General features: G+C 70.4%; 25 protein-coding genes. 16 read left to right on the top strand and 9 right to left on the bottom strand.

Going from position 1 to position 26,399, the window contains the following annotated elements:
- Positions 1-48 precede the first annotated feature (48 nt).
- The 4 genes from ACFFII_RS02710 to ACFFII_RS02695 are packed head-to-tail and all read left to right on the top strand — an operon-like array spanning position 49 to position 6,631.
- Positions 49-969, top strand: coding sequence for an ROK family protein (locus ACFFII_RS02710; RefSeq protein WP_377697357.1), 921 nt, complete (start codon positions 49-51; stop codon positions 967-969).
- Positions 966-2,075, top strand: a complete 1,110-nt coding sequence (locus tag ACFFII_RS02705) for an N-acetylglucosamine-6-phosphate deacetylase (protein ID WP_377697356.1) — start codon at positions 966-968, stop codon at positions 2,073-2,075. The genes ACFFII_RS02710 and ACFFII_RS02705 overlap by 4 nt, the downstream gene beginning before the upstream one ends.
- Before the next feature lie 48 nt (positions 2,076-2,123).
- The gene (locus ACFFII_RS02700; RefSeq protein ID WP_377697355.1) at positions 2,124-3,509 is read left to right on the top strand and encodes an efflux RND transporter periplasmic adaptor subunit; all 1,386 of its coding nucleotides are present in this window, start codon (positions 2,124-2,126) and stop codon (positions 3,507-3,509) included.
- Positions 3,509-6,631: an efflux RND transporter permease subunit gene (locus ACFFII_RS02695; RefSeq protein ID WP_377697354.1), complete on the top strand. Its 3,123-nt coding sequence runs from the start codon at positions 3,509-3,511 to the stop codon at positions 6,629-6,631. Before ACFFII_RS02700 ends, ACFFII_RS02695 begins: the two co-directional genes overlap by 1 nt.
- Before the next feature lie 49 nt (positions 6,632-6,680).
- On the opposite strand, the gene ACFFII_RS02690 is transcribed toward ACFFII_RS02695, so the two are convergent.
- Together ACFFII_RS02690 and ACFFII_RS02685 are read right to left on the bottom strand one after the other, a co-directional pair.
- Complete coding sequence (locus ACFFII_RS02690) at positions 6,681-7,625, bottom strand: calcium-binding protein (RefSeq protein WP_377697353.1); 945 nt, start codon at positions 7,623-7,625, stop codon at positions 6,681-6,683.
- A 297-nt stretch (positions 7,626-7,922) separates the two neighbouring features.
- Positions 7,923-8,945, bottom strand: coding sequence for an aspartate-semialdehyde dehydrogenase (locus tag ACFFII_RS02685; protein WP_377697352.1), 1,023 nt, complete (start codon positions 8,943-8,945; stop codon positions 7,923-7,925).
- A gap of 154 nt (positions 8,946-9,099) precedes the next feature.
- On the opposite strand from ACFFII_RS02685, the gene ACFFII_RS02680 reads away from it, so the two are divergent.
- From ACFFII_RS02680 to ACFFII_RS02660, 5 genes are all read left to right on the top strand, one after another.
- Complete coding sequence (locus ACFFII_RS02680) at positions 9,100-10,494, top strand: leucyl aminopeptidase family protein (protein ID WP_377697351.1); 1,395 nt, start codon at positions 9,100-9,102, stop codon at positions 10,492-10,494.
- A complete protein-coding gene (locus tag ACFFII_RS02675) occupies positions 10,494-11,324 on the top strand; it encodes a C40 family peptidase (RefSeq protein ID WP_377697350.1) in 831 nt (276 codons plus the stop codon). The genes ACFFII_RS02680 and ACFFII_RS02675 overlap by 1 nt, the downstream gene beginning before the upstream one ends.
- A gap of 59 nt (positions 11,325-11,383) precedes the next feature.
- The gene (locus ACFFII_RS02670; RefSeq protein ID WP_377697349.1) at positions 11,384-12,445 is read left to right on the top strand and encodes a saccharopine dehydrogenase; all 1,062 of its coding nucleotides are present in this window, start codon (positions 11,384-11,386) and stop codon (positions 12,443-12,445) included.
- Positions 12,442-13,581 (top strand): saccharopine dehydrogenase family protein, encoded by a 1,140-nt coding sequence (locus ACFFII_RS02665; protein ID WP_377697348.1) that lies wholly within the window; start codon positions 12,442-12,444, stop codon positions 13,579-13,581. The genes ACFFII_RS02670 and ACFFII_RS02665 overlap by 4 nt, the downstream gene beginning before the upstream one ends.
- Positions 13,582-13,769: 188 nt before the next feature.
- Positions 13,770-14,957 carry a PQQ-dependent sugar dehydrogenase gene (locus ACFFII_RS02660; RefSeq protein WP_377697347.1) on the top strand — a complete coding sequence of 396 codons (1,188 nt, stop codon included), beginning with the start codon at positions 13,770-13,772 and terminating at the stop codon, positions 14,955-14,957.
- A 61-nt stretch (positions 14,958-15,018) separates the two neighbouring features.
- Here ACFFII_RS02660 and ACFFII_RS02655 read toward each other — a convergent pair whose 3' ends face one another.
- A complete protein-coding gene (locus ACFFII_RS02655; protein ID WP_377697346.1) occupies positions 15,019-15,366 on the bottom strand; it encodes a DUF3775 domain-containing protein in 348 nt (115 codons plus the stop codon).
- Positions 15,367-15,415: 49 nt separating this feature from the next.
- Positions 15,416-17,245 (bottom strand): DNA mismatch repair endonuclease MutL, encoded by a 1,830-nt coding sequence (mutL, locus tag ACFFII_RS02650; RefSeq protein WP_377697345.1) that lies wholly within the window; start codon positions 17,243-17,245, stop codon positions 15,416-15,418.
- A gap of 143 nt (positions 17,246-17,388) precedes the next feature.
- Here mutL and ACFFII_RS02645 point away from each other — a divergent pair, with 143 nt between their 5' ends.
- The gene (locus ACFFII_RS02645) at positions 17,389-17,568 is read left to right on the top strand and encodes a hypothetical protein (RefSeq protein ID WP_377697344.1); all 180 of its coding nucleotides are present in this window, start codon (positions 17,389-17,391) and stop codon (positions 17,566-17,568) included.
- 75 nt (positions 17,569-17,643) lie between these two features.
- Here ACFFII_RS02645 and ACFFII_RS02640 read toward each other — a convergent pair whose 3' ends face one another.
- The 5 genes from ACFFII_RS02640 to purH form a co-directional block, all read right to left on the bottom strand.
- Positions 17,644-18,945 (bottom strand): M16 family metallopeptidase, encoded by a 1,302-nt coding sequence (locus ACFFII_RS02640; RefSeq protein WP_377697343.1) that lies wholly within the window; start codon positions 18,943-18,945, stop codon positions 17,644-17,646.
- Complete coding sequence (locus tag ACFFII_RS02635) at positions 18,942-20,552, bottom strand: M16 family metallopeptidase (protein ID WP_377697342.1); 1,611 nt, start codon at positions 20,550-20,552, stop codon at positions 18,942-18,944. Before ACFFII_RS02635 ends, ACFFII_RS02640 begins: the two co-directional genes overlap by 4 nt.
- A gap of 99 nt (positions 20,553-20,651) precedes the next feature.
- The gene (locus ACFFII_RS02630) at positions 20,652-21,167 is read right to left on the bottom strand and encodes a DUF3035 domain-containing protein (protein ID WP_377697341.1); all 516 of its coding nucleotides are present in this window, start codon (positions 21,165-21,167) and stop codon (positions 20,652-20,654) included.
- A gap of 32 nt (positions 21,168-21,199) precedes the next feature.
- Positions 21,200-21,787 (bottom strand): signal peptidase II, encoded by a 588-nt coding sequence (lspA, locus tag ACFFII_RS02625; protein WP_377697511.1) that lies wholly within the window; start codon positions 21,785-21,787, stop codon positions 21,200-21,202.
- Between the two features lie 86 nt (positions 21,788-21,873).
- Positions 21,874-23,457: a bifunctional phosphoribosylaminoimidazolecarboxamide formyltransferase/IMP cyclohydrolase gene (purH, locus tag ACFFII_RS02620; RefSeq protein ID WP_377697340.1), complete on the bottom strand. Its 1,584-nt coding sequence runs from the start codon at positions 23,455-23,457 to the stop codon at positions 21,874-21,876.
- Positions 23,458-23,573: 116 nt separating this feature from the next.
- Between purH and msrC the strand changes: the two genes are divergently transcribed.
- The 6 genes from msrC to ACFFII_RS02590 all read left to right on the top strand — a co-directional run bounded on the left by msrC (position 23,574) and on the right by ACFFII_RS02590 (position 26,351).
- Complete coding sequence (gene msrC, locus ACFFII_RS02615) at positions 23,574-24,026, top strand: free L-methionine (R)-S-oxide reductase MsrC (RefSeq protein ID WP_377697339.1); 453 nt, start codon at positions 23,574-23,576, stop codon at positions 24,024-24,026.
- Positions 24,007-24,399 carry a GFA family protein gene (locus ACFFII_RS02610; protein WP_377697338.1) on the top strand — a complete coding sequence of 131 codons (393 nt, stop codon included), beginning with the start codon at positions 24,007-24,009 and terminating at the stop codon, positions 24,397-24,399. Before msrC ends, ACFFII_RS02610 begins: the two co-directional genes overlap by 20 nt.
- On the top strand, positions 24,396-24,785 hold the full coding sequence (locus ACFFII_RS02605) for a GFA family protein (RefSeq protein ID WP_377697337.1): 390 nt from the start codon (positions 24,396-24,398) through the stop codon (positions 24,783-24,785). The genes ACFFII_RS02610 and ACFFII_RS02605 overlap by 4 nt, the downstream gene beginning before the upstream one ends.
- Positions 24,782-25,408, top strand: a complete 627-nt coding sequence (locus ACFFII_RS02600; RefSeq protein WP_377697336.1) for a LysE family translocator — start codon at positions 24,782-24,784, stop codon at positions 25,406-25,408. The genes ACFFII_RS02605 and ACFFII_RS02600 overlap by 4 nt, the downstream gene beginning before the upstream one ends.
- 9 nt (positions 25,409-25,417) lie before the next feature.
- On the top strand, positions 25,418-26,065 hold the full coding sequence (locus ACFFII_RS02595; RefSeq protein WP_377697335.1) for an RluA family pseudouridine synthase: 648 nt from the start codon (positions 25,418-25,420) through the stop codon (positions 26,063-26,065).
- Between the two features lie 115 nt (positions 26,066-26,180).
- Positions 26,181-26,351: a hypothetical protein gene (locus ACFFII_RS02590; RefSeq protein WP_377697334.1), complete on the top strand. Its 171-nt coding sequence runs from the start codon at positions 26,181-26,183 to the stop codon at positions 26,349-26,351.
- Positions 26,352-26,399 lie beyond the last annotated feature (48 nt).

The following is a 26,399-nucleotide window of genomic DNA, read 5'->3' as shown; positions in this document are numbered from 1 at the left end:
CGTCCTGCACGCGCTAGGAACCCTGGAGAAACAGGGCGCGAGGGGTTCATGATCTGCGCGGGGCTGGACATCGGTGGAACGAAGATCGAGGCGCGGCTGTTCGACGCCGCGCTGAACGCGACCCATTCGCACCGGGTGCCGACGCCCCGCGACAGCGCGGATGCCTTCTTCTCGGCGCTGGGGGAACAGGTTGCCTGGCTGCGGGACCGCGCGGGCGGCGACCTGCCCATCGGCATCGCCATGACCGGCGTGGTCGAGCCCGACACGGGCCTTGCCCAGACCGCGAACCTGCCCATCAGCGGCCAGCACATGGCCGAGCGCCTGACCGCCGTCGCGGGCCGCCCCTTGCCAGTGATGAACGACTCGATGGCCTTGGCCTTTTCCGAGGCGAACGGCGGCGCGGCCGATGGGACGGCGGCGGTCGTCGGGCTGATCTTCGGGACCGGCGTCGCCGCGGGCATCTGCGTCAATGGCCGCCCCGCCGCGCGTTACGGCGGCATCGCGGTCGAGCTGGGCCATTGCGGGATGCCCGGCCGGGCGCTCGACCGCCATGGTCTCGGCCAGTGGCGCTGCGGCTGCGGGCGGGACGGCTGCATCGAGGCCTACATTCCCGGGCCGGGCCTGATCCGCCTGGCCGCCCACATGGGCCTGGGCGAGATCGCGCCCCCGGAACTGGCCGCCCGCGCCGCAGCCGGGGATGCGCAGGCCGAGGCGGTGCTGGCCACCTGGGCCGACCTGTCCGCCGAGGCGCTGGAAATCCTGCAGATGACGATCGACCCGCAGATCGTGGTGCTGGGGGGCGGCCTGTCGCAGATGCCGGGCTTCGTGGATCGGCTTGAGGCGGCGCTGCCCGCCCGCCTGATCCCCGGCACGCCGCGCCCGATCCTGCGGCTTGCCCGCCATGGGGATGCGAGTGGCGTGCGCGGCGCCGCCCTGCTGGCGCGGATGACGGCGGCGGAACAGCCTTGAACCTCCTGGTTGCGCCCGACCTGACCTGGTTCCGGGGCAGGCTGCAGGAGGGGCTGGGGGTCCGGCTACGGGACGGACGCGTGGCCTCGGTCGGGCCGCTGGGAACCGATACGCCCGACCTGCGGGTGCACCTGCTGATGCCGGGCGCGACCGACCTGCAGGTGAACGGGGGCGGGGGCGTGCTGTTCAACGCCGACCCCTCGCTCGAGGGGATCGCCGCAATCCGGGCGGCGCATCGCGGACTAGGCACCCATGCAATCCTGCCCACGGTCATCACCGACGCGCCCGAGGTTCTGGAAGCCGCCGCCGCTGCCGTGATCGCCGCCTGGGGAACCACCGGCATCGCGGGCATTCATATCGAGGGCCCGCATATCGCGCCGGAGCGGCGGGGCACCCATGACGCGCGCCACATCCGGCCGCTGGACAGCCGCACCCTAGCCGTGCTGGAGCGCCTGCGCGCGGCGGGCATTCCGGTTCTGCTGACGCTGGCGCCGGAACGCGCCGACCCGGCGCTGCTGGCGCGGGCGGCAGGCCTGGGTGTCGTGCTGTCGGCAGGCCATTCCTCGGCCACGGCCGAGCAGGCGCAGGCGGCCTTTGCCCATGGCGTCACGATGGTCACGCATCTCTTCAACGCCATGCCGCCCCTGCACCACCGAGATCCGGGGCTTGCCGCCGCCGCGATCCTGTCGGACGCCTGGATCGGGCTGATCCCGGACGGCATCCATGTGAACTGGGCCATGCTGCGGCTGGCCCTGGCCGCCCGCCCCCGGCCCGACCGTTGCTTCATCGTCTCGGACGCCATGCCCACGGTCGGCGGCCCCGACGCCTTCACGCTTTACGGCCGGCGGATCGAGGTCCGCGACAGACGGCTCGTGAATGCCGAGGGCGCGCTGGCGGGTGCGCATGTGGACATGCTGACCGGCATGGCACGGCTGCACCTTCAGGGTGGCGTTCCCCTGGAAAGCTGCATCGCCATGGCGATGGACACACCGCGCGCGGCCATGGGTCTTCCCCCGCTGGAGGTCGCGCCGGGAACCTCTGCCGGCAGCCTTGCGGTGCTGGACGAAGCCTTGGGCTTCGCCGGCTGGCTCGACCGCCTGACGTAACGGATTCGTGCCCTTGCCGGACTGCGGGACGGCTGCAATGCTGGCGCCATGACCCTCCGACTGCACTTGCCCTTGTGGAAACTCCACGCCGGACGGGCCGCGGCGGTCGCGGCGCTGGCCGCGCTGACGCTGATGCTGGCCGACCCGGGCCTGGCCCAGGCACCCCCCGGTCCCGGAGGGCCCGGCCCCCAGGGTGCGCGCGAAGTGGGCGTGATGCGGCTGGAACGCCAGACGGTGCCCGTCACCGTCACGCTGCCGGGCCGCGCCGTGGCCTATCAGGAAACCGCCATCCGCCCCCAGGTCGGGGGCGAGATCGTCGAGATCGCATATCAGCCCGGCGTCCGCGTGACGGCCGGGACCGTGCTGTTCCGCCTGGACGACGACCAGCTTGCGGCGACGCTGTCGGCCGCCGAGGCCGCCGTCACCAGCGCCGAGGCCGCCGTCCAGGGCGCCACAGCGACCGTCGGCCGCTATGACCGCCTGCAGGGCACGGGCGTCAGCCAGGCCGAACTGGAAACCGCCCAGGTCGCGCTTGCCAATGCCCGCGCCAGCCTGTCGGCGGCCGAGGCCGAGCGGGCGCTGGCGCAACTGGCTGTGGACCGGACCGCCATCCGCAGCCCCATCGACGGCATTCCCGACATCGCCAATGTCTCGATCGGCGATCTCGTCACCGCCAACCAGGCCGAGGCGCTGACCACGGTCACGCAGCTCGACCCGATCTATGTCGATGTCTCGCAGTCCCGCGCCAGCGTGCTGCGCAACCGCGAACGCCGCTCGGCGGGCATCCTGATGCGCCCCGAGGCGGCAGAGGCCCGGCTGATCCTGGAAACCGGGCAGGCCTATTCCGAATCCGGCCAGATCGTTGCGCCGGGGCGGCAGGTGTCCTCGACCACCGGCACCGTGCCTTATCGCTGGCAGTTCCCCAACCCCCAGCGGCTGATCCTGCCGGGGCAGTTCGTGCGTGTTCAGGTAACCATCGGCGCGGTCGAGGGCGTGCTGGTGCCCCAGGGCCCCACCCGGCGCTCGGCCACGGGCGAGCTGACCGCCTTCGTCGCGAGGGAGGGGCGCGCCGAGCAGGCGGTGCTGACCGAGGCCGGCACCCACGAAAGCAACTGGATCGTGACCGAGGGCGTCCAGGCTGGCGACCTGCTGATCCTGGACGGGCTGACCAACCTCGAAGACGGGGACGAGATCACCACCTTGGCCGTGACCATCGACGCCGATGGCGTGGTGCGCGAGCTTTCCGGCGCCGAGGAACTGGCGGCAGGCGATCCTGCGCCGGCCGGTCCCGGCAGCGCGGCCCGCCCCGGCGTCGAAGTCGCGGCAGACGAACCCCGGACGCCGCCGCCAATGGCCGCGCAGGCCGCTGCGGTCGAGCTTCCCTCGGCGGCGGGCCCCGCTCGCGGCCCCGCTGCGTCCACGGCCGCGAACTGATGGCGCAGTTCTTCATCCATCGCCCGGTCTTTGCCTGGGTGCTGGCGATCGTGACCATGCTGGCGGGCCTCTGGGGCGTCCTGAACCTGCCCGTCTCGCAATATCCCGACATCGCGCCCACGACCGTCCGCATCTCGGCCAGCTATCCGGGCGCCACCGCCGAGGCGGTGCAGAACTCGGTCACGACGCCGATCGAGGATTCACTGACGGGGCTGGAGGGGCTTCTTTACTTCGAGTCCTCCTCGTTCCGGGGGCGTTCCTCGCTGACCCTGACCTTCGACGACAGCGTTGACCCGACGGATGCGCTGAACGACGTGCAGTCGCGGGTGCGCAGCGTCGAATCGCGCCTGCCCTCGGCGGTGCAGAACGATGGCGTGTCTGTCACGCGCTCGACCTCGTCGATCCTGATGGTCGGGGCGCTGGTTTCGGCCGGCAACGACTATTCCACGGTGGAACTGGGCAACCTGCTGGAGGAGGTGGTCGAGGGTCCCGTCAAGCGTGTCCCCGGCGTGGGCGGCATTGACATCTTCGGGTCGGGCTATGCCATGCGGATCTGGCTCGATCCGCTGCGGCTCGCGCAATACCAGCTGACGCCTTCGGACATCACGGCGGCAGTGGCGGAACAGAACTCGACCGTCTCGGTGGGCTCGCTGGGCAGCCAGCCCGCGGTGCCGGGCCAGCAGTTCACCGCGACCATCACCGCGCAAAGCCAGCTGACCTCGGTCGAGGATTTCCAGCGCATCCTTCTGCGCACGGGCGAGGACGGCGCCTCGGTGTGGCTGGGCGACGTGGCCGAGATCGAGATCGGCCAGCAGGCCTACGGCGCAAACAGCCGCTTCAACGGCGCGAACGCGGCGGGCTTCGGGGTCAACCTGGAAACCGGGGCCAATGCCGTGGACACCGCAGCAGGCGTGCGCGCGGTGCTGGACTCGCTGCAGCCGGCGCTGCCGGACGGGGTCGAGCTGCGCGTGGCCTATGACACCTCGCCCTTCGTGGAACGCTCGATCGAGAAGGTCTGGCACACACTCTTCGAGGCGATCGCGCTGGTCATCGCCGTGATCCTGATCTTCCTGCAAAGCTGGCGGGCGACGATCATCCCGGTGGTCGTGGTGCCGGTCGTGCTGCTGGGGACCTTCGCGGTCCTGTTCGCGCTGGGCTACACGATCAACACGCTGACCATGTTCGCCATGGTGCTGGCGATCGGCCTGCTGGTGGACGACGCCATCGTGGTCGTGGAAAACGTGGAACGCATCATGCGCGAGGACGGGCTTGACCCCGTTCGCGCGACCGAGGTCGGGATGCGCCAGATCACCGGCGCGCTGATCGGCATCGCGGTGGTCCTGTCGGCGGTCTTCCTGCCAATGGCCTTCATGGCCGGCTCGACCGGGGTGGTCTACCGTCAGTTCTCGGTCACGATCATCACCGCGATGATGCTGTCGTTGGCCGCGGCCCTGATCCTGACGCCCGCACAGACCGCCTCGATGCTGCGCCCTCATCACGGGCCGCCGCGATTTGCGCCCGCGCGCTGGTTCAACCGCGGCTTCGACCGGGCGACCGAAGGCTATACGCGCGTCGTTGCCCGCACCGTGCGCCACCCGATGCTGGTGCTACTGGTGCTTGCGCTGATTTCGGCCGGGGTCTGGCAGCTTTTCAAGCGCATGAATTCGACCTTCCTGCCGACCGAGGATCAGGGCGTGCTGATGGCCCAGATCAACCTGTCAGAGGGTTCCACCACCCAGCAGACGCTGGCCGTGGTCGAGGAGATCGAAAGCTACCTGCTGAACGAGGAGCCGGCCGTCGCCTCGACCTTCGGGGCGCTGGGCTTCGGCTTTTCCGGCACGGGGCAGGGGCGGGCCACGCTGTTTGTCCGGCTCAAGGATTTCGACGAACGGCCAGACCCCGAGCTGTCCGCCTCGGCCCTCGTGCAGCGCGCGACCCAGCGCTTCGCCAACCACCGCGCCGGACGGATCAACTTCGTCCAGCCGCCGCCCATCCAGGGCCTGGGCAACAGCGCGGGCTTCCAGATGTACCTGATCGACCAGTCGGCCCAGGGCACCGCCGCCCTGCGCGAAGCCGCGCAGGCGCTGGAAGAAGCCGGGAACGCCCATCCGCAACTGGTCAACGTCCGCGCCCAGGGGGACGAGGACGACGCGGCCCTGCGACTGGACATCGACCCCCAGCGGGCCGAGGCGGCGGGGCTCAGCCTGTCCGAGGTCAACGGGATGCTGGCCACGATCTTCTCGGGGCGCGAGGTCAACGACTTCGCCATGGGCGCCACGCTGCGCCCCGTGATCGTGCAGGCGGGTGCCGAGTTCCGCATGCAGCCCGAGGATCTCGAGGACTGGTATGCCCGCAATTCATCGGGCGAGATGGTGCCCTTCAGCGCCTTCATGTCCACCCGCTGGGTGCCCGTGGCCCCGCGCCTGTCGCGCTTCGAGGGCACCGACGCGATCTCGCTTTCAGGCAGCGAGGCCGAGGGTGCGACCTCGGGGCAGGCTATGGCCGCGATGGCCGACCTGGTCCGGCAGATGCCCGGCGGCTACGGTGTGGCCTGGACGGGCCTCAGCTATCAGGAACAGCAGGCGGGCAACCAGGCGCCCTTCCTTTACGCCTTGTCGGCGCTGGTGGTGTTCCTGTGCCTGGCCGCGCTTTACGAAAGCTGGACGGTGCCCTTCTCGGTCATGCTTGCCGTCCCGGTCGGGGTCCTGGGCGCAGTGCTGGCTGCGCTGATCTTCGGGCAGTCGAACGACGTCTATTTCAAGGTGGGGATCCTGACGACCATCGGCCTTGCTGCCAAGAACGCCATCCTGATCGTGGAATTCGCCCGCGATCTGGAAGTCAGCGGTCGCTCGACCGCCGAGGCGGCGGTCGAGGCCGCCAAGCTGCGGCTGCGGCCGATCCTGATGACCTCGCTGGCCTTCATCCTGGGCGTGCTGCCGCTGGCCATCGCCACGGGGGCGGGGGCGGCCGCGCAGAACTCGATCGGGATCGGGGTCATGGGCGGCATGATCTCTGCCACCTTCCTGGGGATCTTCATGATTCCTGGCCTTTACGTGGCCGTCCGCCGCCTGACCGGCAACCGGCCCCTGGCCGCGCCGCAGGGCCAGCCTGCGAGCGCATGAAAAAAGGGGCCGCGCGACGGCGGCCCCTTTCCCGGTTCTCATCCTATGGTCACAGGATGAATTCGTCCGAACTGTAGTCGTAGGCCCGGATCGCGCCATCCGCGATGATCAGCTGGAAATCCGCCAGCCCGTCGTTGTTGACATGCGCCGACAGGATCGTGTTCGTCCCCTGCTCGCTGAGCACCACGGTCCCCGCCGCGCGCGAGGCGCTGAAGACGAAGGTCTGGTTGCCGGCCAGGTTCAGGTTGGCATCGATCCCCGACAGGTCGATCCGGTCGCCGCCCGCGACGCCCACGCCCTCGAAGGCCAGGGCCCCATCGGCCGCCGCGATCACGTCATAGCCGAAGCGTGCGTTCGAGTCGGTGTGGCTGTTGAAGACGAAGCGGTCCGCCCCGGTGCCGCCGTAAAGATCGTCCGCCCCGGTGCTGCCGAACAGCACGTCATTGCCGGCCTGTCCCCGCAGCACGTCGTCGCCCGCCTGTCCCTGCAGCACGTCGGCCCCGGCGCCGCCCAGCAGCAGGTCGTTGCCCGCCCCGCCGATCAGGTTGTCATGACCACCCGCGCCGTTGATCGTGTCGTTCCCGGCCATGCCGTTGATGGCGTCATTGGCCGAGGTCCCGGTCACGCTGTCGGCGGCGTTGGTCGCGTAGCCCGCCGAAACGGTCAGCACATAGCTGCCGGTCGCGTTGCTGCCCTGCTCTCCCACGACCAGCGTATAGGTCGAGGTCCCGCCCGCGCCGATCTTGAAGGTCAGTTGCGCGTCCCTGTTCGTGCCCGGCGACACGTCGTCGTTGAACAGCAGCCGGTTCCCGGACGAGTCGTAAAGGGCGAGGTTCGGGTCGGCCAGCGTGCCGTTCCCGCTGGAAGTGCCCTTGGCCGCGACCGAATAGGTCAGGCCGCTGATGAAGGTCGTGTTGAAGCTGTCGTATTCGCCAATGGGCGAGATTGCCCCCGACCTCGAGGTTCCGGTCCCGATGATGCCGTTGTAAGCCATCCTGATCTCCCAAGCCTTGCGCCGATCGCGCCTGCTGCATCCTAGGGCCGGGGGCGGTCACCTGCGCATCACCTTGCGGCGTGCCGCGCGTGACCGCCCCGCGAGCCATGCTGCGGCCAACGCAGGCCGGGCCGAGCCTGTTCGCTCACGAGGTCGTGCGTCGGCGGAAAGCCGCGACGAGGCGTGGTTCAGGCAGGAATGAGAAGGAGGCGCGTCCCGCGCGCCGGCAGGGCAGCCCTCGTCAGAGGGCCACGTAGGGTCCGCAAGCGGCCGCGCCGGCCGCTTGCGGCGGGCCGGTCAGGCCTTCTTCAGGACGCGATTGCCCAGCAGTTCGGCGATCTGGACGGCGTTCAGCGCCGCGCCCTTGCGAAGGTTGTCGCTGACGCACCACAGGTTCAGGCCGTTTTCCACCGTCTGGTCCTGGCGGATGCGGCTGATGTAGGTCGCGTCCTCGCCCGCGGATTCGACCGGGGTGACGTAGCCGCCGGGTTCGCGCTTGTCGATCACCAGCACGCCCGGCGCTTCGCGCAGGATGTCGCGGGCCTCGTCCTCGTCGAGGAAGTCCTCGAACTCGATGTTGATCGATTCGGAATGGCCGACGAAGACCGGGACGCGCACGCAGGTCGCGGTGACCTTCACGGACGGGTCGAGGATCTTCTTGGTTTCCGCGACCATCTTCCATTCCTCCTTGGTCTGGCCGTCTTCCATGAAGACGTCGATCTGGGGAATGACGTTGAAGGCGATCTGGCGCTGGAACTTCTTGGGCTCGACCTCCTGCCCCGGGACATACATCCCCTTGGTCTGGGACCAGAGCTCGTCCATGCCTTCCTTGCCCGCGCCGCTGACCGACTGGTAGGTCGAGACGACCACCCGCTTGATCCGCGCCCGGTCGTGCAGCGGCTTCAACGCCACCACCATCTGCGCGGTCGAGCAGTTGGGGTTCGCGATGATCATCTTGTTGCGGTAATCCTCGATCGCGTCGGCGTTCACCTCGGGCACGATCAGCGGGATCTGCGGGTCGTAGCGGTAAAGCGACGAGTTGTCGATCACCACGCAGCCCTGGCTGGCGGCGATGGGGGCGTATTTCTTCGTCGCGTCCGAGCCGATGGCGAACAGCGCCATGTCGTAGCCGGTGAAGTCGAAGCCCTCGATGTCCTTGGTCTTGAGTGTCTTGTCGCCGAAGCTGACCTCGGTGCCGAGGCTCCGGCGCGAGGCCAGAGCCACCACCTCATCGGCAGGAAACTGGCGCTCGGCCAGGATGCTCAGCATTTCGCGGCCCACGTTCCCCGTGGCCCCCGCGACGACGACCTTGTAGCCCATCGACGTCCCTTTCACGAACAAGACGGCGGGCCATAGCCGAAAACCCCGGCGAAGTGAAGGCTGGACCGCTGCAATGGGTATCTGGGTCAGGAAGAGCTTGCCGGTCTTTCCTTCCGCCCCGGATCGCCGCAGAAACTGTGCCGCAGGACAGGAGATGCCGATGACCGAGCCCGAGTTCGCCCCCGCCAATGCCGAAAGCCGCCCGCTGTGGCTGGTCGCCCAGGGCGACGATGGGCCGCTCTGGCCCAAGGGGGTGGAGACCGCCTTCGCGCAGGCTTCGAGTTTCACCGCGAAGCCGGGCCAGATCTGCCTGCTGCCGGGCGCCGACGGAGTCGTGGGCGCGCTGTTCGGGGTCGGCAAGCCCGCTACGCCCGCCGACCGCCCGGCGCGCGAGCGGTTCACGCTGGCCCGCGCCGCCGAAGGCCTGCCCGAGGGCGCATGGCATCTGGAGGGCGTTCCGGACAGCTACGACGCCACGCATGGCGCGCTCGGCTGGCTGTTCGCGCAATACCGCTTTGACCGCTACAAGAAGGCCGAACCGCCCAAGGCGCGGCTGGTCTGCCCCGAGGGCGTGGACCGCGAAGCCGTGATCGCCATGGCCGCCGGCGAATACCTCGCGCGCGATCTCATCAACACGCCCGCCTCCGACATGGGCCCGGCCGATCTGGAGGCGGCCGCCCGTGACCTCGCCGCACGCCACGGCGCCTCGGTCGAGGTGATCGAAGGCGAGGCGCTGGCCGAGGGCTTTCCCATGATCCACGCCGTCGGCCGCGCGGCAGGAGAGGGCCGCGCGCCGCGGCTGATCGACCTGCGCTTTCCGGGCGAGGGGCCTGCGGTCACGCTGGTTGGCAAGGGGGTGTGCTTCGACACCGGGGGGCTCGACATCAAGCCCTCGGCCTCCATGCTGATCATGAAGAAGGACATGGGCGGGGCCGCGAACGTGCTGGGCCTGGCCGAGACGCTGGCGCGGCTGGGCCGCGCGGGCGGGCTGCGGGTGCTGGTCCCGGCGGTGGAAAATGCGGTCGCGGGCGACAGCTTCCGCCCCGGCGACGTGCTGACCAGCCGCAAGGGCCTGACGGTCGAGGTCAACAACACCGACGCCGAGGGCCGCCTGATCCTCGCTGACGCGCTGGCCTATGCCGCCGAGGACAGTCCGCGCCTGCTGGTGTCCATGGCGACGCTGACGGGGGCCGCGCGGGTGGCGCTCGGCCCGGACCTGCCGCCCTTCTTCTGCGACGACGAGGCCGTGGCCGAGGCGCTGTTCCAGGCAGGCCGCGACCATGCCGACCCGATCTGGCGGATGCCCTTCTGGGAGCCTTACGAGTCCATGATCGAGCCCGCCGTCGCCGACCTCGACAACGCGCCGGGTGGAGGCTTCGCGGGGGCAATCACCGCTGCGCTGTTCCTGCGCCGCTTCACCGAAGGCGCGGGGGCCTACGCGCATTTCGACATCTACGGCTGGCAGCCCGCGGCCGCGCCGGGGCGGCCCAAGGGCGGCGTGGGGCAGGGGATGCGCGCGATCCTGCACGCCCTGCCGAAGATCGCCTGATGGACCGCCGCCTGACCCCCGCCACGGATCGCGTGGCCCTGCGCGGATCGGGGATCGCGCGGGAGGCGCTGACTGATGGCCGCCCGATGCGGCTGGCCGCGTCTGTGGCCGACCTGCTGCGCGCGCCAGGCGGGGCAAGGGACCGCCAGCTTCTGCAAGGCGCCGATGTCACGCTGATCGACGAGCGCGACGGCTGGGGCTTCGTGCAGGCGGCGGCGGACGGCTATTGCGGCTGGGTGGCGCTGTCCGCCCTGACCGGGGTAAGGCCCGTCATCACCCATCGTGCGACCGCTGCGGCCACGCATCTTTATCCCGCGCCCGACTTCAAGCAGCCCGAGCGGACCAGCCTGCCGATGGGGGCGCGTCTTGCCGTCACCGGCATCGACGGCCGCTTCGCCCGGCTCGCCGAGGGGTTCTTCGTGCCCGCCCAGCACATCTCGGACACGCCTGCCGAGGACCCGACCGAGGTCGCGCTGCGCCTGATCGGCACGCCCTACCTGTGGGGAGGGAACAGCCGTTGGGGGATTGACTGCTCGGGGCTGGCGCAGGCGGCGCTGCACGGGGCGGGGATCGCCTGCCCCGGCGACAGCGACCTGCAGCGCGAGGCCTTCCCTGAAACCAGCATGATCCAGCGCGGCGACCTGCTGTTCTGGCCGGGCCACGTCGCGATGGCGCTGGACGCGGCCACCATGATCCACGCGACTGCCTGGACCATGTCCGTCATCACCGAGGACATCTCGGCCGCCATCGCCCGCATCGACGCGGCCGGCGACGGCCCCTTCCTCGGCGCGCGCCGTCCGCGTCTGGACGACCGCATCGCCTTTCCGTAACTGTCGCGCAGCATTGGCGAATGGCCCGCCGCGGGCCGGCGGCGGAAGGAGGGGGTCTGATGGTGCATCTCTGGGTCCGGGCGGAAAGCCGCCCCAACGAGGACAGGGTCGGCATCACCCCGGAAGGCGTGCGCGACCTGATCCGCCGCGGCTTCCGCGTCACCGTCGAGGACAGCCCCCGCCGCGTGATCCCGACCGCCGACTATCGCGCCGCCGGAGCCTCGATCGCGCCCGAAGGCTCGTGGCCCGAGGCGCCTCTGGACGCCATCGTCTTCGGCCTCAAGGAACTGCCCGAGGACGGCACGCCTCTGATGCACCGGCACATCATGTTCGGCCATGCCTTCAAGGGCCAGCCGTCGGGCGAGGTGCTGCTGCGCCGTTTCCGCGAAGGCGGGGGGCGGCTTTACGATCTCGAATACCTGCTGGACGACAATGGCCGCAGGCTCGCGGCCTTCGGCTACTGGGCGGGCTATGCGGGCGCGGCGGTCACGCTGAAGGCCTGGGCCGCGCAGCACCGGGGCGAGACCTGCCCGGCCGTCGGCACCTACCCCGACAAGGACGCGCTTGCCACCGAACTGCGGGCGGAACTCGACGGCACCGGCCTGCCCCGCCCCCGCGCCATCGTCATCGGCGCGAAGGGGCGGGTGGGAACGGGCGCGGCGGACCTGTGCGCCGAGGTCGGCGTGCGCGTCACGAAATGGGACATGGCGGAAACCGCGCATGGCGGCCCCTTCCCGGAGATCCTGCTGCACGAGGTCTTCCTCAACTGCATCCTCGCGCAGCCCGGCTGCCCGGTCTTCGTTCCCGAAAGCGCCGTGAACCCCGGCCGCGCCCTGACCGCGATCGGCGACATCGCCTGCGACCCGACCAGCGCGTTCAACCCGGTCCGCGTCTATGACCGCACCACGACCTGGGACGCCCCGGTGCTGCGCGTGGCCGAGCACCCGCCGCTCGACGTCATGGCCATCGACAACCTGCCCTCGATGCTGCCACGGGAATCGAGCCTCGACTATGCCGCGCAGCTGCTGCCGGTGCTGCGGGCGCTCGATGCCATCGAGACCGGCCCCTGGGGCCGGGCCGCCGACATTTATGACACCCATCTGAAAGGGCTTGCGCCATGACGATCCACTGGGTCGGAACCGGTCTTTCCGCCGTCCCCGGCCTGCGACGGCTGCTGCAGGGGCAGACGCCCGTCGCCGTCTGGAACCGCACGGTCGAGAAGGCCCGCGAGGCCGTGGGCGACCTGACGGGCGACATCCGGGAATATTCGCCCGAGGCATTGGCCGCCGCCGTCCAGCCCGGCGACGTGGTCGTGTCGATGCTGCCGGCCGACCAGCACCCGCCGCTGGCACGCATGTGCATCGAGAAAAAGGCGCATTTCGTCAGCTCCTCCTACATCTCGCCCGAGATGGCGGCGCTGGAGCAGGCGGCGATGGACGCGGGCGTGGCGCTGGTGAACGAGGTCGGGCTGGACCCCGGCATCGACCACCTCATGGCGCATGAGCTGGTCGCTGACTATCGCCCGCTCGCCCAGCCCGGCGACGAGATCAGCTTCACCAGCTATTGCGGCGGCATCCCGAAGCACCCGAACCCCCTCCGCTACAAGTTCTCCTGGTCGCCCTTGGGCGTGCTGCGCGCCCTGCGCTCGCCCTCGCTGTCGATCCGCGACGGGGCGGACCGCCGGGTGGACCGCCCCTGGCACGCCATCGAGCCCTATGACGCGCCCCTGCCCGTGCCTGAGCGCTTCGAGGTCTATCCCAACCGCGACTCCACCGCCTTTGTCGGGCAGTACGGTTTCGACCCGGACTGGAAACTGCACGATTTCGTGCGCGGCACCATCCGGCTGAAGGGCTGGGCCGAGGCTTGGGCCCCCGTCTTCACCGAGGTCGAGGGCCTGTCGGGTCCCGAGGGCGATGCCCGCCTGCGCGAGATGGCCGACGAGTTCTGGTCCCGGCACGCCTATGCCGAGGGCGAACCCGACCGCGTCGTGCTGTTCGTCCGCCTGGGCGCGAGCCGAGACGGCCAGCCGGTCTTCGACAAGGAATGGGTGCTGGACGCGCAGGGGAACGACAAGGGCACGGCCATGGCGCAGCTCGTGTCGATCCCCGTGGCCATGGCGGTTGAATCCGTACTGGCCGGCGCCTTCCCGCCCGGCGTCCACGCCGCTCCGGATGACCCGGAACTCGTGGATCGCTGGCTGGCCGAGGTGGGCGGCATCGCCGATCACATGGCCAAGGTGGATCACCTGGAAGCCTGACGGCAACCCCGGGCCGTGCTTCAGGCCGGCGCGGCCCAAGGCTCCTCTTCTTCGCGCAAATATCCCGGGGGAGGCCGAAGGCCGGGGGCAGCGCCCCCTTGGCGGCGGCCGCCTTCACGCTTCGGTCAACCGCCGGAACGTTTTCCTGCGGCTTCCGTTCCTTCACGCATATGCCAAGGGAGTCGCCGATGCCGTTCCTCCGCTCGACCGCGGCCTTTGCCGCCCTGATCCTTGCCCCGCTGGCCGCCTGTGCCCAAGGCTTCAACAGCGCCCCTCCGAACGCATCCGGCCAGACGCCCGCCTTCGAGGGCCAGACCCGCGCACCTGCTCTGGCTGACGACATCGGCCTGGAAACGACCGTCATCGCGGACGGGCTGGAACATCCCTGGGGCATGGCGCAACTGCCCGACGGTGGCTGGCTGGTGACCGAGCGGCCCGGGCGGCTGCGGATCGTCTCTGCCCAGGGCGGCCTTTCCGATCCCATCGGGGGCCTGCCCGAGATTTCGGCGGGTGGGCAGGGTGGCCTTCTGGACGTGGCGATCGCCCCGGACTTCGCCGAAAGCCGCAGGCTCTGGTTCAGCTATGCGGCGCCTGCCGAAGGGGGCAACCACACGGCCGTTGCGACGGCCACGCTGTCGGCGGACAACGCGACGCTGGAAGATGTCCGGCAGATCTTCGCGCAGGTGCCCGTCTACGACGGCGACAAGCACTTCGGCAGCCGGGTGGTGCCGGACGGGCAGGGCAACCTGTTCGTGACCCTGGGCGAACGCTCGGACGTGCCGATCCGTGACACGGCGCAGCGGGATGACAACCACCTGGGCAAGATCGTCCGCATCGACGCCCTGACCGGAGCGCCCGCGCCTGGCAATCCCGCGATGGGCCTGCCCGAGACCTATGCCAAGGGATTGCGCAACGTGCAGGCGGCGGCGCTGGACGGCAGCGGGCAGCTCTGGACGATCGAGCACGGGCCGAAGGGCGGGGACGAGCTGAACCGGATCGAAGCCGGCAGGAACTACGGCTGGCCGGTCATCACCTATGGCGTGGACTACTCGGGGGCGCCCATCAACGAAGGCATCACTGCGCGCGAAGGGATGGAGCAGCCGGTCTATTACTGGGACCCGGTGATCGCGCCCGCGGGGCTGGCCTTCTACAAGGGCGAGATGTTCCCCGAATGGGATGGGCACCTGCTGACCGGCGCTCTGCAGGGCGACCATGGCCTTGTCCGGCTGCAGCTGGAAGGCAACCGCATTGCAGGCGAGGCGCGCCATCTGGAAGGCATCGGCCGCGTGCGGGACGTGGAACTGGCCCCGGACGGCTCGATCCTGCTGCTGACCGACAAGGACAATGGCGAGCTGGTGCGGGTCACCCGGCAGTAAGCCCCGTCAGGCGCAGCCTTTCAGGCGGGGGCGGGGTGCATCCCCGCCCTTCACGGGGCCTTCAGCCCCGCAGCAGGTCGTCCTCTTCCTCGCCGGGGGTCAGGCCAAGTGCCTCCATCCCGGCTTCCAGGTAATCGGCCAGGTGCGGCTCGCCCATCAGATAGTCTTCGGTGGGCGTCGTCTTTTCCGCCTTCGCAGTCGAGATCGCCTCTTCAATGTCATCCGCGTCAAAGGTGCCGCGGCCGATCCACATCACCGCGGTCAGTTCCGCCTGCTCGTCCTCGGTCAGGTCGGCGATGAAGTCCCGCAGCTCGAAGGCGTTCCGCCCGCCGCGGCCGTCCGGCCCGTGGTCATAGTCGCGGGCGCGAAGGATGACAAAGGCGATCTTGTCGGCGCCGAGTTCCAGCATGGCACTTCCCCTTTTCCCCGGTTCTCGCGCGCAGGCCGGGCGGCGTCAATCAGCGCCCGAACAGCCGCTCGATATCCGAAAGCTTCAGCTCCACCCAGGTCGGACGGCCGTGGTTGCACTGGCCCGACCGTGGCGTCCGCTCCATCTCGCGCAGAAGCGCGTTCATCTCGTCCCCCGTCAGGCTGCGGCCCGAGCGCACCGAGCCGTGGCAGGCCATGGAGGACAGCACCGCGTCCAGACGCCCCTGCAGCCGGTCCGAGGTTCCGTGCTCGGCCAGATCGTCGGCGATGTCGCGCAGCAGCGCCGCCGGGTTGGCCTGCCCCAGCGCGGCGGGCAGTTCCCGCACCGCAACGCAGCCCGGGCCGAAGGGCTCGATGACCAAGCCCAGCCGGTCCAGCTCGCCGGCCGCCGCCAGCACCCGCTCGGCCTCCGCGCCAAGCTCCACGATGGCCGGGATCAGCAGCGCCTGGCTGGGCACGCGCGCCTGCGCGGCCTGCGCCTTGAGCCGTTCGTAGACCAGCCGCTCGTGGGCCGCGTGCTGGTCCACGATTACGATGCCGTCGCGGCTTTGCGCCACGATCCAGTTCCCGTGAAGCTGCGCCCGTGCCGCGCCGAGCGGAGCGTCGGGTGCCTCGGCCTCCGGCTCGACCCGCGCGGCGGCCGGGAAGACAGGGCCGGAGGTTTCCGCGAAGCCCTGCGGTGCCGTGGGGACCGGCGCCAGCGGCGCCTGGGCTGCGTGGGCCGCCGCGACCGCCGCAGGTGACGGCGCCTGGCTGTGCCAGAAGCTCGGCGCCTGTTCCGTCCGCATCGCAGCGAGCGTAGCCGCTCCGCCTGTAGAGGACGAGCGATGCCCTGCCCCGGCCAGTGCATGGCGCAGCGCGGCGACCACCAGCCCGCGCGCGGCGTCGGGCTCGCGGAAGCGGACCTCGGCCTTGGCGGGATGGACGTTCACGTCCACGCCCTGCGGATCGCAGGCGACGAACAGCACCGCCGCCGGGTGCCGGCCCGAGGGCAGCACGTCGAAATAGCCCGCCCGCAGCGCCCCGGTCAGCAGCTTGTCGCGGACAGGGCGCGTGTTGACGAAGAGATGCTGCGCCACTGCCGCGCCGCGCGAATAGGTCGGCAGCGCGGCAAGGCCAGTCAGGCGCAGCCCGTCGCGCTCGGCCTCCAGCGGGATGGCGTTCTCGATGAACTCGCGCCCCATGACCCGGCCGATGCGGGCCGAAAGGGCGTCGAACAGATCCCCCTGCTCGGCATCGGCGCGGAACAGCACGCGGCCCTCGTCCTCCTCGGTCAGGGTGAAGGCTACCGAGGGCTCGGCCATGGCGAGGCGGCGGACCACCTCGGCGATGGCCTGCGTCTCGGCCCGGTCGCTCCGCAGGAAGCGCAGCCGGGCGGGCGTGGCGAAGAAGAGGTCGCGCAGTTCCACGGCCGTGCCGCGGTTGGCGGCGGCAGGGCGCGGCGGTTCTATCCGCCCTCCCGAAACGGCGATGCGCGCGGCCTCGTGCCCGGCCGCGCGGCTGGTGATGGCCAGGCGGCCCACGGCCCCGAGGCTCGGCAACGCCTCGCCCCGGAAGCCGAAGGAGCGGATGTCCAGAAGGTCCGAGCCGTCGATCTTCGAGGTCGCGTGACGGGCCAGCGCCAGCGGCAGGTCCTCGGCCGTCATGCCGCAGCCGTCGTCGGTGACCCGGATCAGCCGCTTGCCGCCGCCCGCGATGGCGATGGCGATCCGGGTCGCACCTGCGTCCAGCGCGTTCTCGACCAGTTCCTTCACGGCCGAGGCGGGACGTTCCACCACCTCGCCTGCCGCGATGCGGTTGGCGGCGGATTCGTCGAGCTGCCGGATCACCGGCCGGATGTCGGGGTCGTGGCGCGTCATGGGTCCCGATCTAGCATGAACAGGGCGGTACGGGATAGATTTCCGCGCCATCTTGCGGGTTTGCGCAAATCGGAAGGGAACCGGGGGCGTCCGTTGCGTCGTTGTCAAGTGCAGCAGACCTTCACAATTCGCAGGAGATCATCATGAAGAAGACGGCAGCAATCCTGATCTGCAGCCTGACGCTGGCCGTGGCCGGCTGCGGCGACAACATGACCGAACGCGCGGCGACCGGCGCGGGCGCGGGCGCGGTCGTGGGCGGCCCGGTGGGCGCGGCCGCAGGCGCGGTTCTGGGCGGCACCGGCGCGGTTCAGGTCAATCCCTGATCCGAAGGCCCGCAGGGCCGATGGCAAGGGCGCAGGACGGGGAAACCCTCCTGCGCCCTTTCTCATGAACGGCGCTCAGATCCCCTCGGGGCGGCCGACCAGGACAAATTCCAGCTTGCCGGGGTCCAGCACCTCGCGGGCGACGCGCTGGACGTCGGCGGCCGTCACGGCCTCGATCTTCTGGTTGCGCGTGTTGACGTAGTCGCGCGGCATTCCCATCAGCTGCATTCCCGACAGGATGCCCGCGATCCGGCGGTTGCCGTCGAAGCGCAGGGGATATTCGCCCGTCAGGTAGGTCTTGGCGTCGCGAAGTTCCTGTTCGGTCACGCCCTCGCGCATCGCGCCCCAGACCTCGCGCACCAGCGCCACGGCCTCGCCCGTGCGGTCGTTGGCGGTGGCCATGCCGCCTGCCCAGGTCTCGCCCAGCACCATGTTCGACAGGCCCGTGCCCACCCCATAGGTCAGGCCGCGCTTTTCGCGGATTTCCTCCATCAGGCGCGAGGAAAAACCGCCGCCGCCGAGGATATGGTTCAGCACAAAGGCCGCGAAATAATCGGGATGGTCCATCGGCAGGCCGGGCTGGGCGAAGCTGACCACGGTCTGCGGGCTGTCCCAGTCGATCACCTCGGTCGCACCGGTCAGCCTGAGCTCGGCTTCCGGCGGCAGGGGGGCCGTGGCCTCGGCCGGAAGGCCGCCCAGGATGCGGTCGATCAGCAGCCCCAGGGCTTCGGCGTCGATGTCGCCCGCCGCCGAGACCAGCACCCGGTCGCGGGCCAGCACCCGGTCCTTGGCCGCGAGCAGGTCGTCGCGGGTCAGGCCCGCCACCGATTGCTCGGTCCCGCTGATGACCGAGCCATAGGGGTGGTCGCCCCACATCCGCCGCGCCATCTCCTTCGAGGCGATCGCCTGCGGGTCGCTGTCCTGCGCGCGGATCGAGGACTGGACCTGCGCGCGCACCCGCTCGATCGCGTCGGCGTCGAAGCGGGGGCGGGTCAGCGCGTCGGCCAGCAGGTCCGCGGCTTGGTCGCGGTTTTCCGTCAGCGCGCGGAAGCTGACGCTGACCGCGTCGTCCGAGACGTCGAAGCCGGCCGAGGCGGCAAGCTCCTCCATCCCTTGCGCGAAGGCCACGGCGTCGCGGTCGCCTGCGCCTTCCTCCAGCAGCGCCGTCATCAGGTTGATCGCGCCGCGCTTGTCCGGCGCATCGACCGAGGCGCCGCCCCGGAAGGCGATTTCCAGCGCCACGAAGGGGATCGAGTCGTCCTCGACCAGCCAGGCGTTGATGCCGCCGGGCGAGGTGACCTCCTGGATGTCGATGGCGCGGGCGGGCAGCGCCGCAAGAAGCGAAAGCGCGATGGCGGAAAGGAAGCTGCGGATCATCGGGTCTGCTCCGGTGCCGGGGATTGCGCGGGATCGCTCACGGGCGCCGCAGGGGCGGGCGAGGCCGGGGCCGGTTGCGCGGGATGCGGCGTGTCGGCGGGAACAGGCGCGGCACTGGCGGGCGCGTCCAGGGCCACGGGCGGGGTGCCCAGTTCCTCCGGCGAGTCCGCCAGGGCCGCACCCGCATCGACCACGGCCGGGGCAGGGCCACCCACCGCCGCGCCCGGCACTGCGACGGGGTCAGCGTCCGTTTCAACTGCTGCCTGCACCGTGCCCACTTCCCCGGGCGGGGCGGGCTTCAGCAGGCTCGTGACGCCGGCCCGGCCGCCCAGGGCCAGTCCGGCTGCGGCGCGGACATCCTCGACCGTCACCTCGGCGAGGATGTCGGGCCAGTCGTTCACATCCTCGACCGTCAGGCCGACGGCGAGGCCCTGGCCATAGTCATAGGCCCGCCCGTGCGCCGAGTCGCGTTCATAGATGCGGGCGGCGCGCAGCTGCGTCTTGACGCGCTCCAGATGCGCAGGATCGGGCCCCTGAGCCAGGAAGTCGCGGATCGCCCCGTCCAGAGCGGCCTCGGCCGCCGCGTCGTCGGTGCCTGGCGCATAGGCCATCGTCACCGCGAAGGTCGTCGGATCGACGCTGAGCCCGTCATACCAGGCACCCACCCCCAGGGCCTGCCCCGTCAGCACCAGCCGCTGGCCCAGGAACGAGGTCTGGGGCGAGCCGCCCAGCAGCTCGGCCAGCACGCTGAGCGCGGCGGCGGTCTTCTGGTCGCCCCGGTTGCGTTCGGGCACGATCACGCTGCGCGTCAGGACGGGCTGGGGCACGCGCGGGTCGGTCATGGTCATGCGCCGCTCGGCCCGCTGCTCGGGCTCCTGCGGGCGGGCGTCACGGGGGGCCTCGGGCTTGGGCGGGATCGGGCCGTAGTGCTTTTCGGCCAGGGCGCGGACCGCGTCCGCCGTCACGTCGCCCGCCACGACCAGCACGGCCACGTTCGGGGCGTAATGGTCGTCATACCATTTCAGCGCATCCTCGCGGGTCAGCGCCTCCATCTCCTGCCGCCAGCCGATCACGGGGCGGCCGTAGGGGTGGTTGTAGAACTGGACGGCCGAGCGTTCCTCGGAAAACAGCGCACGGGGGTCGCTGTCGGTGCGCTGGGCGCGTTCTTCCAGCACGACCTGCCGCTCGGCCTGCCAGTCGTCCTCGCCGATCCGCAGGTTCGCCATGCGGTCGGCCTCCATTCCCATGACCAGGTCCAGCCGGTCCGAGGCGATGCGCTGGAAATAGGTGGTGAAGTCGTAGGAGGTGAAGGCGTTGTCCATGCCGCCGTTGGCCGTCACCGTCTTCGACAGCTCGCCCGCGTCCAGCTTGTCGGTGCCCTTGAACATCAGGTGTTCCAAGTAATGCGCCAGTCCCGACTTGCCCGGCACCTCGTCGGCCGAGCCGATCCGGTACCACAGCATCTGGACCACGACCGGGGCGCGGTGATCTTCGATCACCACCGCCTCGAGCCCGTTGTCGAGCGTGAAATGGCTGACGCCGGGGGGCATCTCGGCCAGCGCCGGGGTAGCGGCGGTGGCCAGCAGGAAGGCGAGGGTGCGGCGCATGGTCGGGCGGCCTCCGGGCTTGCGGGTGCAGGCCGCAGGTTGGTCGCAGAAAGGCCCGCGCGCAAGCGGGGCCCCGGTCAAGCGGTGGTGAGCGGGACTTTACCGGTCCGAGGCGGTGGGGGGCGCGGCCGGAACCTGCGCGCCTGCGCGGCGCCAGCGGTCCTGCTCGGCCCAGCTGTCCAGCGTCTGCGGCTCGTAGGCGCGCTGGTAGACGTTGACGCGGCCCAGGACCTCGAGCGGGCGGCGGCCGCGGCGGGCGCGCACGGCCTGGTCCTCGGCGGCCACCACCTGGCGCACGCCGGGAGTCACGCCCGCGCGGCCTGCATAGGTGACCAGCGCCCCGTCACCCGCGCCGATACCCTGCTGGGCCAGGTGGCCCGGATTGCCCCCCAGGGCGGCAATGGCGTCGCCCGCCGGGTTCGGGTCGGTGATGTTGGCGCCGCCCGGCGTGGGCGCGGGCAGCTGCGCGAGGTCCGGCGGCAGTTCCAGCGGCCGGGTGGGGACGATGGCGAATTCCTCGGGGCCGTCGTCCGAACCGGACAGGTTCATCAGCCGTCCGTCGTTGCCGCAAGCCGCAAGGGCCAGCACGGAAAGGGTCAGCAGAAAGGCCCGCATGGCACCACCCAAGGAAAAGCGTCGCGGCTCTTCTAGCGCGTCTTGCGCTTGCCGTCACGGCTCTTGTCCGAGGTTTCCTCGGGCGCGGCCGGACCCGGCTGGAAGACCAGTCCCAACGCGCCCGCGAAGATCGCGATATCGGCCACGTTGAAGCTGTAAGGGTTGCGCCAGCCCGGCAGCGACATGTTCAGGAAGTCCGCGACCGCGCCGTAGGCCATCCGGTCGATGACATTGCCCACCGCGCCCCCGATCAGCAGCCCGGCGGCGACCTGCGCCAGCCGCCCCGGACGCGCACGGAAAAGCCAGACCGCGACCCAGGCGCAGATCACCATGGCCACAGCGATCAGCACCCAGCGCATCACCTCGACGTCCGAGGACAGTAGCCCGAAGTTCACCCCCTGGTTCCAGGCCATGCGCAGGTTCAGCCAGGGGTCGATCACGTCGATTGCCTGCACCTCGGGAAGGTTCAGCGCATGGACCACGATCCATTTCGTCAGCTGGTCCAGCGCCAGGATCACCAGCGCCGTACCCGCCGCCCACCAGAGGCTGGTCGGTCGCGGCGCGGGAGCAGGCGGCGCCGGGGGCTTGCGGCGGCGCTTGGGAGCGCTGCCGGCCGGCACCGCAGCCGAGGGCACGGCGTCACCGGCGGGCGCCGCGATCTTGCGGCGCGGCTTCTTCGGCTTGGGGGCTTCGGCGTCGTCGCTCATCAGTGGCGGAAGTGCCGCTGTCCGGTGAAGACCATGGCAAGACCAAGGCGGTCGGCCGCCGCGATCACTTCCTCGTCGCGCATGGACCCGCCCGGCTGGATCACCGCGCGGGCACCTGCCGCGGCCAGGGCCTCGATGCCGTCCGCGAAGGGGAAGAAGGCGTCCGAGGCCACCGCCGCGCCCTCGGTCAGGGGCGCGGAAAGGCCCAGCGCCTCGGCCATGTCCTCGGACTTGCGCCGCCCGATGCGGGTCGAATCGACCCGGCTCATCTGCCCCGCGCCGATGCCCACGGTGGCGCGGTCACGCGCATAGACGATGGCGTTCGACTTGACGTGCTTGGCGACGGTCCAGGCGAACATGAGGTCCGCAAGCTCGGCCTCGCTCGGCTGGCGCTGGGTCACGACCCGCAGGTCGGCGGCGGTCACATGGCCGTTGTCGCGGGTCTGGACCAGGAAGCCGCCCGCGACCTGCCGGAAGGTCAGCCCGCCCGCCTGCGCGTCGGGCAGGCCGCCGGTCGTCAGCAGGCGCAGGTTCTTCTTGGCCGCGAAGATCCCGCGCGCCTCGTCGGAGGCGTCAGGGGCGATGACGACCTCGGTGAAGATCTCGGTGATGGCGCGTGCGGTCGCCGCGTCCAGCCGCCCGTTCAGCGCGATGATGCCGCCGAAGGCCGAGGTGCGGTCGCAGTCGAAGGCGCGGCGGTAGGCTGCCTCGAGCGTCTCGGCACGGGCCACGCCGCAGGGGTTGGCGTGCTTGATGATGGCGACGGCGGGGCCTTCGGTGAACTCGGCCACGAGTTCAAAGGCCGCGTCGGTGTCGTTAATGTTGTTGTAGGACAGCTCCTTGCCCTGCCACTGGCGGGCGGTCGCCACGCCGGGGCGATTTGATCCGTCGGTGTAGAAGGCGGCCGTTTGGTGCGGGTTCTCGCCATAGCGCAGGCTTTGCGCCAGCGTCCCGGCGAAGGCGCGGCGGCGCGGGGTGGCCTCGTCGATGGCGCCCGCCATCCAGGTCGAGACAGCGGCATCATAGGCGGCGGTGCGGGCATAGGCTGCCTGCGCCATCCGCTTGCGGAAGGGCAGGGTGGTGGCGCCCCCGTTGGCGTCCAGTTCCGCCAGAACCGCGTTATAATCCTGCACGTCCACGACCGTCGTCACGAAGGCGTGGTTCTTGGCCGCCGCGCGGATCATCGCCGGGCCGCCGATGTCGATGTTCTCGATGCAGTCGTCGTAAGGGGCACCCTTCGCCACCGTTTCCTCGAAGGGGTAGAGGTTCACCACCAGCAGGTCGATCGGGGCGATCCCATGCGCCTCCATGCTGGCGCGGTGCTCGGGGTTGTCGCGCAGCGCCAGCAACCCGCCGTGGACCGCCGGATGCAGCGTCTTGACGCGGCCGTCCATCATCTCGGGGAAGCCGGTGACCTCGGCCACGTCGCGGACCTCGAGCCCCGCGTCGCGCAGCGCCTTGGCGGTGCCACCGGTGGAGAGCAGCTCGACCCCGCGGGTCGCAAGAGCTTTAGCGAAGTCGACAAGCCCCTCCTTGTCCGAGACGGAAATCAGCGCGCGGCGCAGGTCGATGCGGTCGGTCATGGGGACGGGCCTTCGATGGCAAGCCGGGGAATCGCGCCGTCCCTAGCGCCATGGGCGCGGACAGTCCAGCGCGCCGCCCCTTTTCCGCCGAAGGGCGCGGCTGTAGCGTGGCGCGCATGACAGATTACACCGAGCTTTCCGCCCGCATCCGTGTCCTGACCGAGGGCGAAACCGACGAGGTCGCGCTGATGGCTACCGTCGCCTGCGAGTTGCACCATGCCGACGACCGCTTCGACTGGACCGGCTTCTACCGCGTGACCGGGCCTGAAACCCTGAAGATCGGCCCCTATCAGGGCGGCCACGGCTGCCTGGTGATCCCCTTCGCGCGCGGGGTCTGCGGGGCCGCCGCCCGCACCCGGCAGACGCAGCTTGTCCCCGACGTCGAGGCCTTTCCGGGGCATATCGCCTGTTCCTCCTCGACCCGGTCCGAGATCGTGGTGCCGGTGATCGGCGCGAATGACCGCCTGATCGGCGTGCTGGATATAGACAGCGACCGGCCGGACGCGTTCACTGAGGCCGATGCCGAGGCGCTGGAAGGGATGATGCGCGATGTCTTCGGAAGGCTCTAAGATCAGCGGCGCTTGCCTGTGCGGCGCCGTCAGCTTCACGGGTCGGCTGACCGCCGAGCCGGTCGGCGCCTGCCATTGTTCTCAGTGCCGCCGGTGGAGCGGCCATTTCTGGGCCGGCGCCGAGTTGCGCGACCCTGCCATCAGCGGCGAGTCCCTGCGCTGGTTCCGGTCGTCCGAGGAGGCCGAGCGCGGCTTCTGCGCGGCCTGCGGCTCGTCGCTGTTCTGGCGCGAGGTCGGCTCTCGCCGCACGGTCGTTTCGGCGGGGGCGATCACGCCGCCCACGGGTCTGCGGCTGGAGGGGCATATCTACGTGGCCGACAAGGGCGACTATTACGACATCGCGGACGGTCTGCCCCAGCAGGCGCAATCATGACGGTGCGCCATGCCCGCTGCCTCTGCGGCGCCGTCCGGGTGACGATCCGGGGCGATCTGGACGACATCGCCGCCTGCCATTGCAGCCAGTGCCGCCGCTGGTCCGGCCATGTCTGGGCCGCCGTTCCCGTCCCCGACGACCGGCTTGAGATCGAGGGCGAGGAGCATGTCCGCTGGTTCAAGTCCTCGGACAAGGCCGAGCGCGGCTTCTGCGATACCTGCGGCAGTTCCATGTTCTGGCGCGGCTTTGGGCGCGGCGAGACCGACGTGGCGGTGGGCTGCCTCGAGCCGCCCACGGGCCTGCACCTGCAGCGCCACATCTGGACGGGCAGCAAGGGCGACTATTACGAGATCGCGGACGGCGTGCCGCAGGAAGAACGGCAATGATCTGGGACACGCTGGGGAACATCCCATTGGCCCAACTGCTGGCCTTCGTCTCGGGCGGGCTGGTGCTGAACGCGGCGCCCGGTCAGGACGTGTTCTTCGCCACCGCCTCGGGTGTGCAGGGCGGGCCGAGGGCCGGGGCGCTGGCAGGACTGGGCGTCGGCATCGGCGTGCTGTTCCACGTGGCGATGACGACGCTGGGCCTCGGCGCGGTGATCGCCGCGCATCCGGGGGCGCTGGCGGCGATCAAGTGGATCGGGGCGGGCTACCTGCTGTATCTGGCGTGGAAGGCTTGGACCGCGCCCGCGCCGGACCCCTCGGCGCGGCCGGTGGTGCGCTCGCGCGACGTGATCCGGCGGGGCATCCTATCCAACGTCCTGAACCCCAAGCCGGTGCTGTTCCTGCTGGCCTTCCTGCCGCAGTTCACCAGCCCCGCCTATGGACCCGTCTGGCAGCAATTGCTGGGGCTGGGCCTGATCTTCGCCTTCACCGGCACATTGATAACAATGGCTTACGGGATCGCGGCGGGCTGGCTGGGGATGCGGCTGGCGGGGCGGCTCGGCATCCTCAACCGCATCGCGGCGGTGATGTTCGCCGGGCTGGCGGTGCGGCTGGTCGCCCGCTAAGCCGGGGGCATGAGCTTCGTCTACCAGCCCACCGCCGAGCAGCCCCGCCTGATCCACCACGACGACCAGATCCTCGTGGTGGAAAAGCCCGCGGGCCTGCTGTCCGTGCCGGGGCGGGGGGAGGACCGGGCCGACTGCCTCATCAACCGGCTGCGGGTCGCCTTCCCCACAGTGCTGCTGGTGCACCGGCTGGACCTCGACACCTCGGGGATCATGGTCTTCGGCCTGACGCCCCACGCACAGAAGCACCTCGGCCAGCAGTTCGAGAAGCGGCAGGTTAAAAAGGCTTACGTTGCAAGGCTCTGGGGCCGGCTCGAGCCGAAGGAGGGGCGGGTGGACCTGCCCTTGATCGTGGACTGGCCGAACCGCCCGCGGCAGAAGGTGGACCATGCCGAGGGCCGCCCGGCGCAGACCGACTGGCGGGTGATCCGCGCCTCGGACGCCGAGACCCGCGTCCGGCTTTATCCGCTGACCGGGCGCAGCCACCAGCTGCGGGTGCACATGGCGAGCCTCGGGCATCCGATCCTGGGCGACCCGCTTTACGCCGAGGGGCCCGCCGCCGACCACCCGCGGCTGATGCTGCATGCCGAATCGCTGCGGCTGCGGCACCCCGACAGCAACGCGACGATGAGCTTCTCGGCCCCGCCGCCGTTCTGATTTGGTTCCGCTGCACAGGTCATGCACGACCGATGCACGGGTGATGCACATCCGGTGCGGACGGGACCGTTTCGGCGCCCTGCGGCGTTCGGCCCCCAAACACGGAGTTCGACCCATGCGCATCCGCACCATCGCCACGGGGCTTGCCGCCCTTGCTGCCCTGTCCGCCGCCTCGCGCGCGGTCATGACCCGCGTGCCCCGCGGCATCGAGCCCGTCTCGGGCTTCGACGCCCGGCTCTACATGGGCCGGTGGTACGAGATCGCCCGCCTGTGGTCTGCCCCCTGAAAAGTGGTCCTCCCTGAAGTAGCTTTCGAGCCAGATGGAGGACGAAGG

The organism is Paracoccus niistensis (assembly GCF_042432925.1).
Taxonomy (GTDB): domain Bacteria; phylum Pseudomonadota; class Alphaproteobacteria; order Rhodobacterales; family Rhodobacteraceae; genus Paracoccus; species Paracoccus niistensis.
Note: the sequence above shows the minus strand (reverse complement) of the source record. Positions and strands in the feature narration are given on the sequence as shown.

Excerpts from the sequence above, each read along its gene's own strand:
- ACFFII_RS02665 (WP_377697348.1), top strand. The coding sequence starts at position 12,442 with ATGACGATCCACTGGGTCGGAACCGGTCTTTCCGCCGTCCCCGGCCTG.
- ACFFII_RS02685 (WP_377697352.1), bottom strand. The coding sequence starts at position 8,945 with ATGGGCTACAAGGTCGTCGTCGCGGGGGCCACGGGGAACGTGGGCCGC.
- purH (WP_377697340.1), bottom strand. The coding sequence starts at position 23,457 with ATGACCGACCGCATCGACCTGCGCCGCGCGCTGATTTCCGTCTCGGAC.
- ACFFII_RS02690 (WP_377697353.1), bottom strand. The coding sequence starts at position 7,625 with ATGGCTTACAACGGCATCATCGGGACCGGAACCTCGAGGTCGGGGGCA.
- ACFFII_RS02590 (WP_377697334.1), top strand. The coding sequence starts at position 26,181 with ATGCGCATCCGCACCATCGCCACGGGGCTTGCCGCCCTTGCTGCCCTG.
- ACFFII_RS02610 (WP_377697338.1), top strand. The coding sequence starts at position 24,007 with ATGTCTTCGGAAGGCTCTAAGATCAGCGGCGCTTGCCTGTGCGGCGCC.
- ACFFII_RS02635 (WP_377697342.1), bottom strand. The coding sequence starts at position 20,552 with ATGCGCCGCACCCTCGCCTTCCTGCTGGCCACCGCCGCTACCCCGGCG.
- msrC (WP_377697339.1), top strand. The coding sequence starts at position 23,574 with ATGACAGATTACACCGAGCTTTCCGCCCGCATCCGTGTCCTGACCGAG.
- mutL (WP_377697345.1), bottom strand. The coding sequence starts at position 17,245 with ATGACGCGCCACGACCCCGACATCCGGCCGGTGATCCGGCAGCTCGAC.
- ACFFII_RS02640 (WP_377697343.1), bottom strand. The coding sequence starts at position 18,945 with ATGATCCGCAGCTTCCTTTCCGCCATCGCGCTTTCGCTTCTTGCGGCG.
- ACFFII_RS02595 (WP_377697335.1), top strand. The coding sequence starts at position 25,418 with ATGAGCTTCGTCTACCAGCCCACCGCCGAGCAGCCCCGCCTGATCCAC.
- ACFFII_RS02670 (WP_377697349.1), top strand. The coding sequence starts at position 11,384 with ATGGTGCATCTCTGGGTCCGGGCGGAAAGCCGCCCCAACGAGGACAGG.
- ACFFII_RS02605 (WP_377697337.1), top strand. The coding sequence starts at position 24,396 with ATGACGGTGCGCCATGCCCGCTGCCTCTGCGGCGCCGTCCGGGTGACG.
- ACFFII_RS02600 (WP_377697336.1), top strand. The coding sequence starts at position 24,782 with ATGATCTGGGACACGCTGGGGAACATCCCATTGGCCCAACTGCTGGCC.
- ACFFII_RS02675 (WP_377697350.1), top strand. The coding sequence starts at position 10,494 with ATGGACCGCCGCCTGACCCCCGCCACGGATCGCGTGGCCCTGCGCGGA.
- ACFFII_RS02660 (WP_377697347.1), top strand. The coding sequence starts at position 13,770 with ATGCCGTTCCTCCGCTCGACCGCGGCCTTTGCCGCCCTGATCCTTGCC.
- ACFFII_RS02645 (WP_377697344.1), top strand. The coding sequence starts at position 17,389 with ATGAAGAAGACGGCAGCAATCCTGATCTGCAGCCTGACGCTGGCCGTG.
- ACFFII_RS02680 (WP_377697351.1), top strand. The coding sequence starts at position 9,100 with ATGCCGATGACCGAGCCCGAGTTCGCCCCCGCCAATGCCGAAAGCCGC.
- ACFFII_RS02655 (WP_377697346.1), bottom strand. The coding sequence starts at position 15,366 with ATGCTGGAACTCGGCGCCGACAAGATCGCCTTTGTCATCCTTCGCGCC.
- ACFFII_RS02710 (WP_377697357.1), top strand. The coding sequence starts at position 49 with ATGATCTGCGCGGGGCTGGACATCGGTGGAACGAAGATCGAGGCGCGG.
- ACFFII_RS02695 (WP_377697354.1), top strand. The coding sequence starts at position 3,509 with ATGGCGCAGTTCTTCATCCATCGCCCGGTCTTTGCCTGGGTGCTGGCG.
- ACFFII_RS02630 (WP_377697341.1), bottom strand. The coding sequence starts at position 21,167 with ATGCGGGCCTTTCTGCTGACCCTTTCCGTGCTGGCCCTTGCGGCTTGC.
- ACFFII_RS02700 (WP_377697355.1), top strand. The coding sequence starts at position 2,124 with ATGACCCTCCGACTGCACTTGCCCTTGTGGAAACTCCACGCCGGACGG.